Source organism: Sphingomonas sp. HF-S4 (assembly GCF_032911445.1).
In the GTDB taxonomy this organism is placed as follows: Bacteria; Pseudomonadota; Alphaproteobacteria; order Sphingomonadales; family Sphingomonadaceae; genus Sphingomonas; species Sphingomonas agrestis.
In genome coordinates this window covers 1,878,034-1,894,028 of sequence record NZ_JAWJEJ010000001.1, presented here as the reverse complement: position 1 = coordinate 1,894,028, position 15,995 = coordinate 1,878,034, and the positions used below count along the sequence as shown (strand labels likewise).

12 protein-coding genes are annotated in these 15,995 nt (G+C 66.5%); 5 read left to right on the top strand and 7 right to left on the bottom strand.

Features of this window, described 5'->3' with window-relative positions:
• Window positions 1-48 precede the first annotated feature (48 nt).
• Together RZN05_RS08210 and RZN05_RS08205 are read left to right on the top strand one after the other, a co-directional pair.
• Window positions 49-1,548, top strand: coding sequence for a tryptophan halogenase family protein (locus tag RZN05_RS08210; protein ID WP_317226128.1), 1,500 nt, complete (start codon window positions 49-51; stop codon window positions 1,546-1,548).
• A complete protein-coding gene (locus RZN05_RS08205) occupies window positions 1,545-3,071 on the top strand; it encodes a tryptophan halogenase family protein (protein WP_317226127.1) in 1,527 nt (508 codons plus the stop codon). Before RZN05_RS08210 ends, RZN05_RS08205 begins: the two co-directional genes overlap by 4 nt.
• A 76-nt stretch (window positions 3,072-3,147) precedes the next feature.
• On the opposite strand, the gene RZN05_RS08200 is transcribed toward RZN05_RS08205, so the two are convergent.
• The 3 genes from RZN05_RS08200 to RZN05_RS08190 all read right to left on the bottom strand — a co-directional run bounded on the left by RZN05_RS08200 (window position 3,148) and on the right by RZN05_RS08190 (window position 6,847).
• A complete protein-coding gene (locus RZN05_RS08200; RefSeq protein ID WP_317226126.1) occupies window positions 3,148-3,771 on the bottom strand; it encodes a TonB family protein in 624 nt (207 codons plus the stop codon).
• Between the two features lie 192 nt (window positions 3,772-3,963).
• Window positions 3,964-5,562 (bottom strand): DUF5597 domain-containing protein, encoded by a 1,599-nt coding sequence (locus tag RZN05_RS08195; RefSeq protein WP_317226125.1) that lies wholly within the window; start codon window positions 5,560-5,562, stop codon window positions 3,964-3,966.
• A 7-nt stretch (window positions 5,563-5,569) separates the two neighbouring features.
• Window positions 5,570-6,847, bottom strand: a complete 1,278-nt coding sequence (locus tag RZN05_RS08190) for an L-fuconate dehydratase (protein WP_317226124.1) — start codon at window positions 6,845-6,847, stop codon at window positions 5,570-5,572.
• A gap of 139 nt (window positions 6,848-6,986) precedes the next feature.
• On the opposite strand from RZN05_RS08190, the gene RZN05_RS08185 reads away from it, so the two are divergent.
• Both RZN05_RS08185 and RZN05_RS08180 read left to right on the top strand, forming a co-directional pair.
• Window positions 6,987-7,322: an L-rhamnose mutarotase gene (locus RZN05_RS08185; protein ID WP_317226123.1), complete on the top strand. Its 336-nt coding sequence runs from the start codon at window positions 6,987-6,989 to the stop codon at window positions 7,320-7,322.
• Window positions 7,319-8,311, top strand: coding sequence for an aldo/keto reductase (locus RZN05_RS08180; protein WP_317226122.1), 993 nt, complete (start codon window positions 7,319-7,321; stop codon window positions 8,309-8,311). The genes RZN05_RS08185 and RZN05_RS08180 overlap by 4 nt, the downstream gene beginning before the upstream one ends.
• On the opposite strand, the gene RZN05_RS08175 is transcribed toward RZN05_RS08180, so the two are convergent.
• On the bottom strand, window positions 8,308-9,099 hold the full coding sequence (locus RZN05_RS08175) for an IclR family transcriptional regulator (protein ID WP_317226121.1): 792 nt from the start codon (window positions 9,097-9,099) through the stop codon (window positions 8,308-8,310). The two genes, RZN05_RS08180 and RZN05_RS08175, sit on opposite strands and share 4 nt — an antisense overlap.
• A gap of 170 nt (window positions 9,100-9,269) precedes the next feature.
• Between RZN05_RS08175 and fucP the strand changes: the two genes are divergently transcribed.
• On the top strand, window positions 9,270-10,547 hold the full coding sequence (gene fucP / locus RZN05_RS08170; RefSeq protein WP_317226120.1) for an L-fucose:H+ symporter permease: 1,278 nt from the start codon (window positions 9,270-9,272) through the stop codon (window positions 10,545-10,547).
• A gap of 296 nt (window positions 10,548-10,843) precedes the next feature.
• On the opposite strand, the gene RZN05_RS08165 is transcribed toward fucP, so the two are convergent.
• From RZN05_RS08165 to lldD, 3 genes are read right to left on the bottom strand one after another with little or no spacing between them, the layout of a single operon-like run.
• Entirely contained in the window at window positions 10,844-13,063 is a 2,220-nt protein-coding gene (locus RZN05_RS08165; RefSeq protein WP_317226119.1) for a hypothetical protein, read from the bottom strand.
• A gap of 2 nt (window positions 13,064-13,065) precedes the next feature.
• A complete protein-coding gene (locus RZN05_RS08160) occupies window positions 13,066-14,520 on the bottom strand; it encodes a Gfo/Idh/MocA family oxidoreductase (RefSeq protein ID WP_317226118.1) in 1,455 nt (484 codons plus the stop codon).
• 38 nt (window positions 14,521-14,558) lie between these two features.
• On the bottom strand, window positions 14,559-15,716 hold the full coding sequence (gene lldD, locus RZN05_RS08155; RefSeq protein ID WP_317226117.1) for an FMN-dependent L-lactate dehydrogenase LldD: 1,158 nt from the start codon (window positions 15,714-15,716) through the stop codon (window positions 14,559-14,561).
• Between the last annotated feature and the right edge of the window lie 279 nt (window positions 15,717-15,995).

Below are 15,995 nucleotides of genomic sequence, written 5' to 3'. Positions count from 1 at the left end.
CCGCCACTCTTTCTTGTCCGATGCTTCGCGCCTAGCCTCAGGAGCGTCATGACCGAGTCCGCGATCCGATCCATTGTCATCGTCGGCGGCGGCACCGCCGGGTGGATCAGCGCCGCGGTACTCGCGCGATTTCTCGATCCCGCCCAGTGCAGCATCACCCTGATCGAGTCCGAGGAGATCGGCACGATCGGCGTCGGCGAGGCGACGGTGCCGCTGATGCAGCACCTCAACGGACTACTAGGGATCGACGAGCGCGAATTCGTCAAGGCGACGCAAGGCAGCTTCAAGCTCGGCATCGAGTTCCGCGACTGGGGCCAGATCGGCAACGTGCATTTCCACGGCTTCGGCGACTATGGCGACGCGATCGAGGGTGTCGCCCCGCACCATCACTGGCGCAAGCTCCACAGCCTCGGCGATCCCGCGTCGATCGACGACTACAGCCTGCCTTATGCGATGGCTCGCCGCGGCCGCTTCATGCCCCCGTCGAGCAATGCGGACTTCTACCGCTACGCCTTCCATTTCGACGCCTCGCTCTACGCCCGCTCCCTGCGCAGCCACTGCGAGGCGCGGGGTGTGCATAGGGTCGAGGGCAGGGTGGTCACCGCCGAACGCGACGGCGAGACAGGCCACATCGCCGTGGTGCTCACTGCCGATGGCCAGCGCCACGAAGCCGATCTGTTCGTCGACTGCTCGGGGTTCCGCGGGCTGCTGATCGAGGAAGCGCTGAACACCGGCTATGAGGACTGGCGCCACTGGCTTCCCTGCGACAGCGCGGTGGTAGCCCCCAGCGCGCCGACAGGCCCGCCGACGCCCTTCACCGTCTCCACCGCGCGTGAGGCCGGCTGGCAATGGCGCATCCCGCTCCAGCACCGGATGGGCAACGGCTATGTCTATTCGACGCGCTTCACCGAAGACGACCGAGCACGCGACCTGTTCACCGCCAACGTCCCCGGCAAGCTGCTCGCCGATCCGCGCGTGCTGCGCTTCACCACCGGGCGGCGGCGGAAGTTCTGGAACGGCAATGTCGTCGCGATCGGCCTCGCCGGCGGGTTCATGGAGCCGCTGGAATCGACCAGCATCCAGCTGATCCAGACGGCAATCGCGCGCCTCGTCGAGTTTTTCCCAGACCGCAACTGGGACTCGCGCATCGCCGACGAATATAATCGCGTCACCGTGAGCGAGTTCGAGCGGATCCGCGACTTCCTGATCCTGCATTACTGCCTCACCCGCCGCACCGACGCGCCGCTGTGGGACTATTGCCGCACGATGCCGCTGCCCGACACGCTCGCGCACAAGATCGACGTGTTCCGCGCCAGCGGCCGCGTGCCGCTGCTCGCCGAGGAATCGTATCAGGAGCCGAGCTGGGTCGCGATATTCCTCGGCAACGGCGTGCTTCCCGATCGCTATGACCCGCTGGTCGACCGGATCGACCCCGAACGCCTTCGCGCCGGGCTCGCCCAGCGCCACCGGCTGCTCGTCCGCGCCGCGGAAGCCGCGCCGCCGCATGAGGTATTTCTCCAGCGCTGCTGCCCGGCTGAGGCCGCATGACCGCCGACCCCGTCCGATCGATCCTGATCGCCGGCGGCGGTACCGCGGGGTGGATGGCCGCGGCGGCGCTTTCGAAGCTGCTCGCCCAGCACCACTGCCGTATCACCCTTGTCGAATCCGACGAAATTGGCACCGTCGGCGTCGGTGAGGCGACGATCCCGCCGATCCAGCTGTTCAACAAGCTGCTCGGCGTCGACGAGCGCGAATTCGTCGCCGCTACGCAGGGCACGTTCAAGCTGGGCATCGAATTCGTCGGCTGGCGCCGCGAAGGGCAGCGCTATTTCCACCCCTTCGGCCGCTATGGCGACGATTTCGGCCCGACGGCCTTTCACCAGCACTGGCTGCGCGCTCGCGCGCTCGGCAACACGACGCCGCTCGACGCCTGGTCGCTCAACCACCAGGCCGCCTATCGCGACAGGTTCGAGATCCCCACGCCGCAATCGCCGAGAGTCTTCTCGACCTTTTCCTGGGCCTATCATTTCGACGCCTCGCTCTACGCGCGCTACCTCCGCTGCCTCGCCGAGGCCCGCGGAGTCGAGCGCATCGAAGGCTGGATCGCCGATGTCGTCCTTCGCCCCGGCGACGGCTTCGTCGACCACATCATCCTCGCCGACGGCCGCACGCTTGCCGCCGACCTGTTCCTCGATTGCACCGGCTTTCGCGGCCTGCTCACCGAAGCCCTCGGCACCGGCTATGACGACTGGACCCGCTGGCTCCCGTGCGACCGCGCGCTCGCGGTGCCATGCGCACGCACCGGCGACCCCGAGCCCTTCACCCGCTCCACCGCCCGCACCGCTGGCTGGCAATGGCGCATCCCGCTCCAGCACCGCACCGGCAACGGTCATGTCTATTGCAGCGGGGCGATCTCCGCCGACGAAGCCGCCGCCACGCTGCTCGCCAACCTAGCCGGCGCGCGCGAAGGCGATCCGCGCCTCCTGCGCTTCACCACCGGGCGGCGGCGAAAGGCGTGGCACCGCAACGTCGTCGCGCTCGGCTTGGCGTCGGGCTTTCTCGAGCCGCTCGAATCGACCAGCATCCACTTGATCCAGACCGGGATTTCCAAGCTGCTGTCCTGGTTCCCCGACCGACACTGCGACCCGCGGCTCGCGGACGAGTATAACCGGCAGGCCGATGCCGAGATGGAAGCGATCCGCGACTTCCTGGTGCTCCATTACTGGGCCAACGAACGCGACGAGCCGTTCTGGCGCCAGTGCGCCGCGATGACGATCCCCGACAGTCTCGCCGCCAAGGTCGCGATGTTCCGCGCTAACGGCCGGCTGATCGAGCGCCCGCATGACCTGTTCCACGAAGCTAGCTGGCTCGCGGTGCTGCTGGGGCAGGGCGTCGACCCCGCCGCGCACGATCCGCTCGCCGACACGCTCGCGCCGCAGGAACTCGCTGCGGTGCTCGCCGGCATGTGCCAGGTGATCGACCAGGCCGCGGCCGCGATGCCCAGCCACCAAGCCTTTATCGACCGCCACTGCCGCGCTGGTGCGCGCACGGCGATGCCGTTGGCGCGCTAGGGTGAGGTGACTTTCCCCGTAGCCTCCGTTCGTTTCGAGCGAAGTCGAGAAACGGGTTGAGGGGACCGGCAGGCGATCACTTCTGGCCGGGAGTGAATTCTATTCGCTGCGTTCGAACTACCGGCCAGATTTTGTCCGCTTTGTCTTTCGCCGGAGGGTACCGCTGTAGCTTTGTCATAGCCGCACAGGCGCTAGTGTCGAACGCCTGAAAGCCGCTCGACTGCTGCACGGAACAGCGCTGGATCTGGCCCTGCTCGTCCACGAAATAAACCAGTTCGACAGTGACGGACTTACGCCCCTCCGGCAGTTTCGCCACTTCGAGCACGAGATCGGCGGGCCATTTCGGTATGCCGGCGGGACTGTCGAAGAAACTTTCTAGCACCCATCGGATCCGCAGCCGGAGGACGCCGTGCACGGGCACACCGTTCTCGTCTGCGGCCGGCGTGTACTTGCCCCGCCGCACCGCCGCGGCACATGCTCTCAGATCCAGGTCCTTGGACCCGCTCGTCCCGGCGACGCCGCAGGTATGGGGCTTTCCAGTAGCGTCGACAAAGACCTCCACCACGGTGTAGCCGCTCTTCCCCAAGCCCGCCGCGCGCGTGACGTAATCATCCGAGGTGAGCAACTCGCTTTCGTTGCGGACGGTCACGGGCGTTAGCGGGGCCCGTTCCCCAAGCACAAGCAAGGCCAGCAAGATCATATGATTTCCCTTGATGGTGCTGTTGTACCGGAACGCAAACCGGTGGAGGCCATCTTGCTCGGACGAGCATGCCACAAGGTTCCTGCCCGAAGTCTAGGTTGATACGAAGAAAAAATGCAAGGGAATCTGGGCGCGCTGCCATCTGAGAAGCATCGTCTCGTACGCAATTTTACGAATGTCGTTATTTGACCTTTACGGCCAAGTCGCCAGCTTCACCTTCAGCACCTGCGCCTGGCCAGTGAAGTTCAGCCCATAGTCGGTCTGGTCGCCGTTCCACACCCGATCGAACACCCATTTCCCGTCCTCGAAATGGCCTTCCTCCACCCGGTCGAGCATCAGGTTGCGCTCCCCCGGCCGCGCCAGCGCGAACTCGATCCGCGCATCGAACCCGGTCACCAGGAACTCGTCCGCCGCCAGCCGCGCCACCACCAGCCCGCCGAGCGGCTCGGCATTGCCCGTCGGCGGATCGAAGCCGAACTGGTGCCGCCCGAAGGTCACCGTCGCCTTGTACGCGCCCAGGTCGATCGACTGGCTGTGCTTGGCCTCGGGATCGGTGGGCTCGGCGACACCCCACACGTCGCTCTCCAGCGCCAGCCGCGCCCATTCGCGCTGCATCGGCCGGAACAGCTTGTACGCGCGAGCGAACAGGTCGATCGTCGCGTCGTCCAGCTTCGGCGCACCCAACGGGAAGTTCGAATAGCCGCTCGCGTCCATCCCGAACACCGACCAGCCGATCGCCCCGCGCCCGATCGTCGGGAAGAAATAGCGCGCATAGCCACGCGCGTTCCCCGTTTCGGGGACGAACAGCGGATTGTCCGGCCGCCGATAGGCGTCGAGGAACCCCAGATACGCCTTGTGATCGGGATTGTAGATGTCGGGCCCGACCAGTTCGAGATGCGGCGCCGCGGCCTTGTAGACGTCGATCACGGTGTGCGCCGGGCCGCCGCTGGCATAGGTGTTGGGATCCTGCCAGCCGAACGGACTGCCGGTCAGCGCGGCATTGGCGTACATCGGCAGCGGCTTGATTGCCTTGCCCGCCGCGGCGACCGCATCGATGTACCGCGCGACGTGCCAGCTATGGAAGAACAGTTCGGCATCGCGTCCATAGACCGTTGCCCAGCTGCCCGGCGCCTTGCCGGTCTGCTTGAGCAGTGCCGCCGGCACCGGCCCGGCGAACAGCTTGTCCGCCGCCGCCGAATGGTCGCGCGCGCTGCTGTAGCTGCCCGGCTCGTTCTGCACTTGCATCATGATCACCGTGTTCTGCGGATCGCGCTCGCGCAAATGCCGCATCAGCGCGACGAATGCCTTCTTGTCCGCCGCGAGCGTCGATTGCGCCAGCGGTGTGAAGGCATAATGCGTCTTGCCCTCGCGCCCGACCATCCGCGGGAAGCGCTTGTTGTCGCGCTTGACCCAGCCCGGCGCATAGGCAGTGCCCGTGTTCTTCCACGTCGCGAACCACAAAAGCACCAGCCGCACGTCATGTTCGCGCGCCTGGGCCAGCAGCGTATCGACGAACGCGAAGTCGAACCTGCCTTCCTGCGGCTCGATCTGCTCCCAGGCGACCGGCACCTGCAGCGTGTTGGCCTGGAGCCGATCGATCACCGGCCAGACCTTGGGCAAGGCCGCCGGATAGTTGCTCGAATTGTTGACCTGCGCGGCGAGCATCAGGAAGGGCGCGCCGTCGACGATCAGCGCATGCTTGCCGCCCTTGGAAACGATGCGCGGCAGGTCCTGCGCCGTGGCGGGGAGGGCAAGCAGCAGCGCCGCCAGCAGCCCGAATATTGACTTCATACCCCTCCTATGCGGCCGCGCTCGCCGCGGGCTCGTGCTTGCGATAGCGGAACGCCGCGAGGCTTGCCGCCTTCATTTCGATCGAGAAGCCCGGTGCCTCTGGCACGCGATAGGCGCCGTTCTCGACTACGCACGGATCGACGAAATGCTCGTGCAGATGGTCGACATATTCGATCACCCGCCCGTCCATCGTGCCGGCAAAGGCAAGGTAATCGATCATCGCGAGGTGCTGGACATATTCGCACAGTCCCACGCCGCCGGCGTGCGGGCAGACGGGCAGGTCGTATTTCGTTGCCATGAGCAGCACCGCGAGGACTTCGTTGACGCCGCCCAGCCGGCACGCGTCGATCTGCACCACGTCGATCGCGCCGCGCATGATCAATTGCTTGAACACCACTCGGTTCTGGCACATCTCGCCCGTCGCGACGCGCAAGGGGCGGACCGCCTCGCGGATCGCGCGGTGCCCCTCGACATCGTCGGGGCTGGTCGGCTCCTCGATGAACCAGGGCTTGGCAAAGGCGAGCTGGGCGAGATGGCCGATCGCCTCGTCGACTTCCCACACCTGGTTGGCGTCGATCATCAGCTTCCGGTCGGGGCCGATCGCGGCGCGGGCGATCGTCGCGCGGCGGATATCCTCGTCCACCGAGCGCCCGACCTTCAATTTCACATGATCGAAACCTTGCGCCACCGCCTCGCGGCACAGCCGTTCGAGCTCAGCGTCGGAATAGCCGAGCCACCCCGCCGAGGTGGTGTACGCCGGATAACCCCTGGCCAGCAGCGCCGCGACGCGCCCGGCCTTGCCAGGCGCGCGCGCTTCGAGCAGCGCGAGGCCCTTTTCGGGAGTGATGCAGTCGGTGATGTAGCGGAAGTCGATCAGTCCGATCAGCTCGGCAGGCGTCATCTCGCCGATCAGCCGCCACAGCGGCTTGCCCGCCGCCTTGGCGAGCAGATCCCAAACCGCATTCACCACCGCACCGGTGGCAAGGTGGATCACGCCTTTCTCGGGGCCGATCCAGCGCAGCTGGCTGTCCCCGGTGACATGCCGCCAGAAGCGTGCGCCGTCTTCGCGGATCCAGTCGAGGTCGAGCCCCTCGACCAGCGGCGCCAGCGCCTCGATCGCCGCGCACACCACGTCGTTGCCGCGCCCGATCGTAAAAGTGAGACCGTGGCCTTCCTGCCCTTGGTCGGTTTCGAGAATGCAATAGGCGGCCGAATAGTCGGGATCAGGGTTCATCGCGTCCGATCCGTCGAGCAAGTGCGAGGTCGGGAAGCGGATGTCGAGCACGCGTAATTTAGTGATCGTCGCCAGTTGCCTCTCCCCAATGTTCGTAGATACTTACAGTTTTCATATGTGGCAATCGCAGCTGGTGCAAGTTCCCTCTCCTTGCTAGGGTTCGCAGGGGGAATCGAAAGGGGAAGCAAGCATGGCAAAGCGGCGCTGCTTCGCGCTCGACCTGATCGACGATGCCGCGCTGATCGCCGAGTATGAATCGCGCCACGCCCCTGGCGCAGTATGGCCTGCGGTGTTGGCTTTTCTCGAGGCCCAGGGTGTCGAGGCGATGGAGATCTGGCGCACCGGCGATCGCCTGATGATGATCACCCGGGTCTCGGACGATTACCCCCGCACGGTCGCCGAGGCTCCCGAGATCGCGCAGTGGGAGACGCTGATGTGGCGCTTCCAGCGAGCGCTCCCGCATGCTGCGCCCGGCGAGAAATGGGTCGAGATGCAGCGCATCTTCGCGTTCGGCAAGGCCGAGTGATTCCCACGCGCCGTCTCGGCACCACCGGCCTCGCATTGCCCGAACTGGGTCTCGGCACCGCACCGCTCGGCAATCTCTACCGCGAGGTTACCGACGTCGATGCCGCCACGACGATCTCCGCTGCATTGGCCGGCGGCATGCGCTACGCCGACACCGCGCCTTATTACGGCTTCGGCCTTGCCGAGAAGCGACTTGGAGCTGGGTTGCCCGAGGATATGATCGTCTCGACCAAGGTCGGCCGACTGCTCGAACCGACGACCGCCGTCTCCGGCGAGCGCCACGGCTTCCGCTCGCCCGAACCCTTCGAACCCGTGTACGACTATTCCTATGATGGCGTGCTCCGCTCGCATGAAGCGAGCCTCGCGCGGCTCGGTCTGGACCGCATCGACATCCTGCTCGTCCACGATATCGGCCGGCTGACGCATGGCGCTTGCCATGCCGAGCGGATGACCGAACTGGCTGGTGGCCTGCGCGCGCTCGAAAGGCTGCGCGGCGGAGGCGCGATCTCGGCGTTCGGGATCGGGGTCAACGAATGCGCGGTCGCGCTCGAACTGCTCGACCGCAACCCGCTCGACCTGATCCTCCTCGCCGGGCGCTACACGCTGCTCGACCAGAGCGCGCTCGACGCGCTGCTGCCCCGCTGCGCCGCGCTCGGCACCGGCGTGGTGATCGGCGGCCCGTACAACAGCGGCATCCTGGCCGGGCAGGGACCGGGCGATCACTATGACTACCAGGCCGCCCCCGCGCCGATTCTCCAAAAGGCACGCGCGATCGCGGCGGTCTGCGCGCGGCAAAGCGTGGCGCTCGGTGCCGCCGCGCTCCAGTTCACGCTCGCGCACCCCGTGGTGGCGAGCGTCGTACCCGGCCTCGCCAGACCCGCCGAGGTTGCCGAGACGCTTGCGCGCTACGCCGCGCCGATCCCTGCGCAACTCTGGGCCGAACTCAAGCAAGAGGGCCTTCTCCGCGCCGACGCGCCTGTCCCCGGCTAGATCCGGCTGTCGCCTTCGACGAGTTGCTCGGAAATCTGCGCCGCCGCCACGCGGACCAGCTCTCCGGTCTCCTTTGGCGAAACCGCGGGCTGGAGCTTCTTGAGATAGGGCACGGTCAGCGCCGCCGCGGCCATCCCGCCGCGCAGCACTGGCGCCGAGATGTCGGTCACTCCCGCGACGAACTTGCTCGGCGTCATCTCCACCTGCCGCTCGCGGATTTCGTCGGCATGCGCCCGGAACGCGTCGAGCTCGGCCCCCGACAATTGCGGATCGAGCAAACTCTCCCAGCGCAGCCGCACATCCTCGGGCTGGAAGGCGTAGAGCACCAGCCCCGACGCCGCCAACTGGAGCGGCCGCCGATAGCCGACGCGCACAGAGAAACCGAGCTGCTCGCTCGATTCCATTCGCGCGACCACCACCATCTCCCCCTGGGTATGCAGTGCGAGATGGCACGATTGTCCGACGCTCGCCGCGAGCTGGCGCATCACCGGCAGCGCCGCCTCGATCAGGTTGCGCGTACGCGGCTGCTGCATCCCCAGCGAGAATAGCCGGTCTGTCAGCCGGTATCCCTCGTTCGACACATCCTGTTCGATATAGCCGCGATATTCGAGCACCTGTACCATGCGGAACAGCTCGCCATGCGAACGCTCGAGCCGGTTGACGATGGCCGTAAGCGTCATCGGTGCGGCCTCGCTCGCGAGCAGCTCGAGGATGTCGATCCCCTTCTCCAGCGCAGGCGCCCGGTAGCGCGAATCGATCTCGCCCTTCTCGTCAGCACTTTTCTTCACGGCGCCCCCTCATGCTATTCTCGATGCTACACCCTGTATCGGTTGATCGTCCCGGATTGAAGCCGGAGCGCGGGGCGGCGCGAACGTATATTCGTATGTGAATAATGTTTTTATTTACGCAAGTCTCGAAGAAGGCTGCGCAAGTGGAGGGGAACTCAATGGAAGCCGGAATGTCATCCGCTGCAGTTGCGCGCGCACCACGTGTCGCCGGGCTCCTCCCGATCGCCCTGATCGTCGCGTTGTTCTTCCTGTGGGGCGTCGCGAACAACCTCAACGACGTGCTGATCGCGCATTTCCGCGAGCTGTTCACGCTGGGTGACTTCCAGGCGGGGCTCGTCCAGTCGGCTTTCTATCTCGGCTATTTCTCCCTCGCCATCCCGGCGGCGCTGTTCATGCGCGCAAGCGGCTATCGTGCTGCGGTGCTGACCGGACTCGGGCTCTATGGATTCGGCGCACTGCTGTTTTGGCCCGCGGCGATGGCGCAGAGCTATCCCTTCTTTCTCCTCGCTTTGTTCGTCATCGCCAGCGGGCTCGCATTCCTGGAGACCTCGGCCAACCCGCTGATCGCGCGGCTGGGGCCCGAGGAGACCGCGTCGCGCCGGCTCAATCTCGCCCAGGCATTCAACCCGCTCGGCTCTATCGCCGGCGTAGTGCTCGGCAGCCATTTCCTCCTGTCGAACCCGACCTTCCTGCTGGAAGAGATCCAGGCGATGGATCCGGTGTCGCTGGCCGAGTGGCGCGCCGCCGAAGGCGTTGCGGTTCATCTCCCCTATCTGATCGTGGCCGGTGTCGTGCTCGGCTGGGCAGTGCTGATTCGCCTGACGCGCTTCCCACCGATCGCCACGCAGCGTGATGTAGACGAAGGCGTCGGCACGCTTGCCGATTTTCGATCCTTGTTTCGCGAGCGCCGGCTGATGTCGGGGGTGATCGCGCAGTTCTTCTATGTCGGCGCGCAGGTCGGCATCTGGAGCTATCTGATCCGCTATGCTCAGGTCGCGGTGCCCGCGATCGGCGAGCGTGAGGCGGCGAATTGGCTCACCGTCTCGCTGGTCCTGTTCATGGCCGGGCGCTTCGTCGGCGCTGCGCTGATGGGGCGTATCGCTGCGCTGCCCCTGCTCGCGGGCGTTGCGGGCATTGCCGCATTGCTGTGCGTCGCAGCGACGATGATCGGGGGGAGCATCGGCGTCGCCGCGCTGGTCGCCACCAGCTTCTTCATGTCGATCATGTACCCGACGATCTTCGCCGAGTCGGTGGCGGGGCTTGGGCCGCGCACCAAATCGGCGGCGGCGCTGCTGGTGATGGCGATCATCGGCGGGGCGGTGCTCACGGCGGCGATGGGCGCCGTCTCCGACGCCAGCGGCTCGATCCTCTGGGCGATGCTCGTTCCGGCCGGGTGCTTCCTCGTCGTGCTGGCGTTCGCGCTGCGGGTGGGGACTCAGCGCGCTTGATCGACGCGCATGTCCATGTCCGGCGGATCGGTGCGTATAGCTGTGTGTGCCCTGGCCCCGATCTGGCTGCGATCCACCGCTACTTCGACCTCGCCGATTTTGACGCCGCGGCGGAGGGGGAGGGATCGGGGCGCTACGCAACGCGTATATCGGCTCGCAACCGGACGGCCGGGCGACGGAAAAGGGAGTTAAACGCCGCCCGGCCGCACCCCTTAGGGGGAACCCTGCGGAGCCTAACCTTCATACTCCTGAATGGGTCTGCGGACCAGTATGGATAATCACCATATCGGGACAGGTCAGGGCAGCGGCGTCAGCCCTTCGGAGCGCACTTTCCAGCCTTTCCGCGGGAAGCCGGGTGCCGGTCCCGACGATCCCTCCCAGCCGCCAGCCATCATTCCCACCGCGAGCAGCAGTGATGCGTTGGACGGAAAATACGTTTCCGCCGCACGGACATAGCCGGTGCCGTCCGGCCCGGGACTTCCCGTCCCGGCAGCGGGGCCGACCATTTGCCTCTCCGCCTCCATATGCACACGCGGCGTCATCCCGCTGACGCCCCAGCGATTATTGGGCAAGTCGCGGAACAGCCAGTCTACCGCGCTCTCGGGATTGCCGAGTCGCGCGGCGGTCATCGCCACGACCGGAAAGTCCCACCCCCAAGTCTGGCGCAAATCCCAATGCGACTCGGTCCGCGCCAGCGTGCGCGCCATCGTCGCGCGATCGACCCGGCCCGGGATCAGTCCATAGGCCATCAGGAACGATGGGTGGTCGCGGTTGAGGCAGCGCGCCGCCGCCGCATGGCCGCTGCATGCGGGCGAGGCGGCGGTGCGCCAAAAATCGGGGGCGGTTTCCACTGGCAGATAGAAGCCGTCGCGCTGGGGAAGCGGCGGCAGGCCTGCGATCACCCGGTCCCATTGTGCCTCGCGCGCGAGGCCGCGCCGCTCGCGCCAGCGTTGCGCGACGCCGAGCGCCCATCGATAATATTCGAGCTCGAACGCCGGATTGCGCGTGGTGAGCGGCGGATGGTTCTCCTGCACCGGGATGATCGGCGGGCCGAGGACATAGCGATCGCCTTCGCGTAGCGGCCAACTCGCGAGCAGCTGCGCGGTCTGCTCGACCACCTCGCCATAGCGGGCGAGCGTCGCGCGATCCCCACGGCGTGCGCGCCACACGAGCTCGGCAAGGTAGATCGGGTGCGGCTGCTGCCACATGATGAAGGGATTGACCGTGCTCGGGCTGTTCCACCCGTTCGGCCCGGTCATCTTGCTCCACCACGCGCCTTCGACGCCTTGGCGCTTCGCCAGCGTCTGCGCCTGGGGAAGCATGTCTAGATACCAGCCCAGGCTGCGCTCGAGCAGTTCGGGCCGGCCCCAGCTCGCCCAATGCGCGAGGTGGAAGGGTGTCATCTCGAGGTGGAACTTGCCGTTCCAACTGTTCGAGAACAGCCCCTCCTCCTGCGGCGGATAGTCGCCGGCCTGATGGATCGCTGCAAGATATTGCGAAAGCACCACGCGGCGTTCGAGCTCGGCGGCGCGGCTATCGGTGCTGCCGCTGAAATCGATGGCGCCGCCATGGGTCCAGTATGTCCGCCAATGTTGCGCCACCGCCGCCGTATCGGGCAGGCCGGGCTCGGTGCGGTTGCGCTCGAAGCTGATCGTTACCGCCAGTGTCTCGCCGCGGCGGCCCAGCGCGCGAAAGCCGTGCGGTCCGGTGCGTGAAATCGTACCGCCCTGCGCCCGCATCGCCGAGAAATAGCGCGTGTCGTCGAGTTGCCGCTCGGCCACCATCCTGTCGGGGCGTTGCGTGAGGATGCGGGTGCGGTGCCGCTGATCGTTCGACCATTCAGAGGGATCTGGGTTGAGCTTGGCGGCCACCCCCGGATAGCGGACGTCCACGCCGATCCGCCCCGCTGCCACCAGCGGCGAGGCGATCGATACCATCACCATGTCGCGCGTCGGGTGCACGCGCGTTTCGACGCGCACCGGTGCGCCGTCGAAGACGAAGCTGCTGGTCAGCGTGCCCGACCATAGATCGAGCGTCTGCTGCGTGGCGCTGAGGTCGGAAAACGCGGCCTGCGTGCCGTCGCGCCGTAGCAGTGCGAGACCCACCCGGCCGAGCGAGAAGCGATGCGGGTTCTCGCGCAGCCATTGCAGCGCAGGGCGGCTGTCCAGTTCGGCCCAGTCGCGGATCCAGGGGAAGGGCCGGTCGCCGCGGCCGGGGACGGGGACCATCACCAGGCCGTCGCGTTCGGTATAGAGTTCGGGGTTGGGAAAGCTGTGCCAGGCCCATTGCGCCATCGTCAAAAGCGGCGCAAGTGACGAATATTGCTCGGGAAATGTCTGCAGGCCGGTGATATCGGCAGTGAAGCCGAGATTGCCGTTGCCGAGCGTCAGCGGCGCGTGGGGATCGACGCGGGTGAGCGTGACATTGTGCCGCGTCACCAGCGCGTGCCGGTCGATCGGCTGGGCGGGGGCAGGGGAGGCGGTGGCTGCCGCTATTGCGAGCAGGAGCCACCGCATCGTCAGGCCTTTGCCATCCGCGGGGGCTGCGCCACCGGCGCCTTGTGGCTCGGCATCTTTGCATAGACAGGCCAGTCGAGCCCGGTGACCAGATCGGCGATCTTCACCGGCTGGCCGGTCTCGAAGCACTTGTTCGCCGCGACGCCGACCAGGATCGATGCGGCGCCACTGCGTTCGTCCGCGGCACGCAAAAGCGCGTCTTTGGGCGCATTCGGATCGAAAATGTCGGCCAGCATCACCGCATCGCCGCCGCCGTGGCCGCCCGCCGCGCCGGTCTGGGGGACGATGTCGCGCGGGTCGCCGCGCATCGGCACGATCCGCGTCTTGATCCGATCGTCGACGCTATGCCCGCCCGCGCCGGCGACGCCCGCCTGCTCGACCACGCTATGCTCGAGCCGGCCCTTGGTGCCGTTGAAGGCGATGTGATAGCCCTCCCAGGCATTGAACGCATTGAGGCTGTAGCTGAGCGTCGTGCCGCCGGCGTAGCCGACGATCACATTCATCGTGTCTTCGATGTTGATTTCGGGGCGCCAGACGCACTGGTCGCGGAAATAGCCGTCATACTTCTCGTTATCGAGGTACAGCGCCTTGAGCGCGGGATCGGCGGCGAGATCGAAGAAGAAGCTGCACTCGGCCTTTTCGGGGCAGGTGCGGCAGCGCTGGTGCGCCCCGTCGAGCCCGAAGCGGCGCGCCATTTCGGGCGTGTAGAATTCTCGCTTGCCGGTGGCGTTGACCGAGACCGGCATGTCGGAGAGCCACCAATTGACCAGATCGAAATGGTGCGTCGCCTTGTGGACCATCAGCCCGCCGGAGATGGCCTTGTTCGAATGCCAGCGGCGGAAATAGTCGGCGCCGTGGACGGTGTTGAGCAGCCACTGGAAATCGACCGACAGCACGTCGCCGATCTCGCCCGCCATCAGCAGCTCCTTCACCTGGCTGCGGAACGGCGAGTAGCGATAGTTGAAGGTCACGCGGATGTGCCGCCCGCTGCGCTTGACCGCGTCGAGGATGCGCTGCGCCTTGGCCGCGGTGGTGGTCATCGGCTTCTCGGTGATGACGTCGCACCCCGCGTCGAGCGCGCGGACGACATAATCGTCGTGGAATGCGTCGGGCGTGGTGACGATCACTGCGTCGGGCTTCAATTCGCGCAACATCTTGTCGAAATCGGCGGCGAGATAGGGCTTGGGCGGCCGCGCGCCGGCCTTGGTCGCTTCGCGAGCGAGATAGTCGAGCCGGCCCGGATTGACGTCGCACGCGGCGATCAGCTCGCCATGCGCCTTGTGCGGCCCCCACAGCGCCTGCTGGAACATCCGGTTGCGGCTGCCGACGCCGACCGAGACATAGCGTTTCCGTCTATCCGCCGCCTGCGCATCGAGCGCCGCCGCCAGCGCGGTCCCTGCCGCGAGCCCGCCTAGCACGTCGCGCCGCCGGACGGCGGGGCCTTCGCTGTGATCCATCTTCCTCTCCCGTCGGGCTTTTTTGCCCGTTATGGTGTTCAGCGGCGCTCGGTCTCCACCAAGGCGTCGCGGCTGATCTTGTCGATGCTGGTGCAGCCGGTCAGCGCCATCGCGACGCGCATCTCGGCCTCGACCAGCTTGAGCATGTGGGTGACGCCCGCCTCGCCCTGCGCGGCGAGCGCATAGGCCCAGGCGCGGCCGAGCAGCACGCCCCTGGCGCCGAGCGCGAGCATCCGCACCACGTCGAGCCCCGAGCGCACCCCGCCGTCGGCGAGCACGGTCAGCTTGTCGCCCACCGCGTCGGCGATCGCGGGCAGCGCGTGCGCGGTTGAGGGTACGCCGTCGAGCTGGCGCCCGCCATGATTGGAGACGACGATCCCGTCGGCGCCGAGCCTGGCGGCGTCGCGCGCGTCTTCGGCGTCCAAGATGCCCTTGATGATCAGCGGGCCGTTCCAGCGCTCACGGATGAAGTCCAAGTCGCGCCAGCTCACCGTCGGATCGAAATTGTTGCGCATCCAGGCGAAGAAATCCTCGAGCCCGGTATTCTTGCCGAGCACCGGCGCGACGTTGCCGAGCTGGTGCGGGCGACCGTGCACGCCGACGTCCCACGCCCAGCCCGGGCGCTTGACGGCCTGCCACATCCGCCGCAGCGCGCCCGCAGCGCCGCTCGCCCCGGCAAGCCCCGAGCGATAGTCGCGATAGCGCGATCCGGGGACGGGCATGTCGACGGTGAACACCAACGCATTGCAACCGGCCGCACGCGCCTGATCGAGCAGGTCGGCCATGAAGCCGCGGTCCCGGATCATGTAGAGCTGGAACCAGAAGGGGACGCTGGTCGCCTTAGCAACCTCACCGAGCGGGCACGCCGAGACGGTGGAGAGGCAGAAGGGGATGCCCGCTTTCTCCGCCGCGCGCGCCGCCTGGACCTCGCCGCGCCGGGCGTTCATCCCCGCCAGCCCGATCGGCGCCAGCGCCACCGGCATCGCCAGCTTTTGCCCGAACAGCTCCGCAGACAAATCGAGCGCCGAGACGTCGCGAAGGATGCGCTGGCGCAGCGCAATCGCCGCGAGATCCTCGACATTCCGTTTGAGCGTCACCTCGGCATAGGAACCGCCGTCGATATATTCGAACAGGAAATGCGGCAGGCGGCGGCGCGCCAATTCGCGATAATCGAGGGTGGAAGCGGCTCGTCTCATTGTGTGGCAGGATGTGCCATAAGATGGAACCTGCTGTCGAGCCGCTTCGCCGCCCGACGGCTGTTGGATTCGGCAGACGATACCGGCCAGCAACTGTGCCATTTATGCCGCATCAATCGAATTTCGTCCGTTCTGCATTGCAGCAAATAGAGCAAGCGTCTGAAAACAAGTCGATATCTGCCGACGCCTAGTTGTCGGCAAGTTGCGTTATCAGCAGTTGACAACGCAGGACATGATGGTAGCGTTAACATCAGTCGGCGATCGGGCCGACCTTATAAA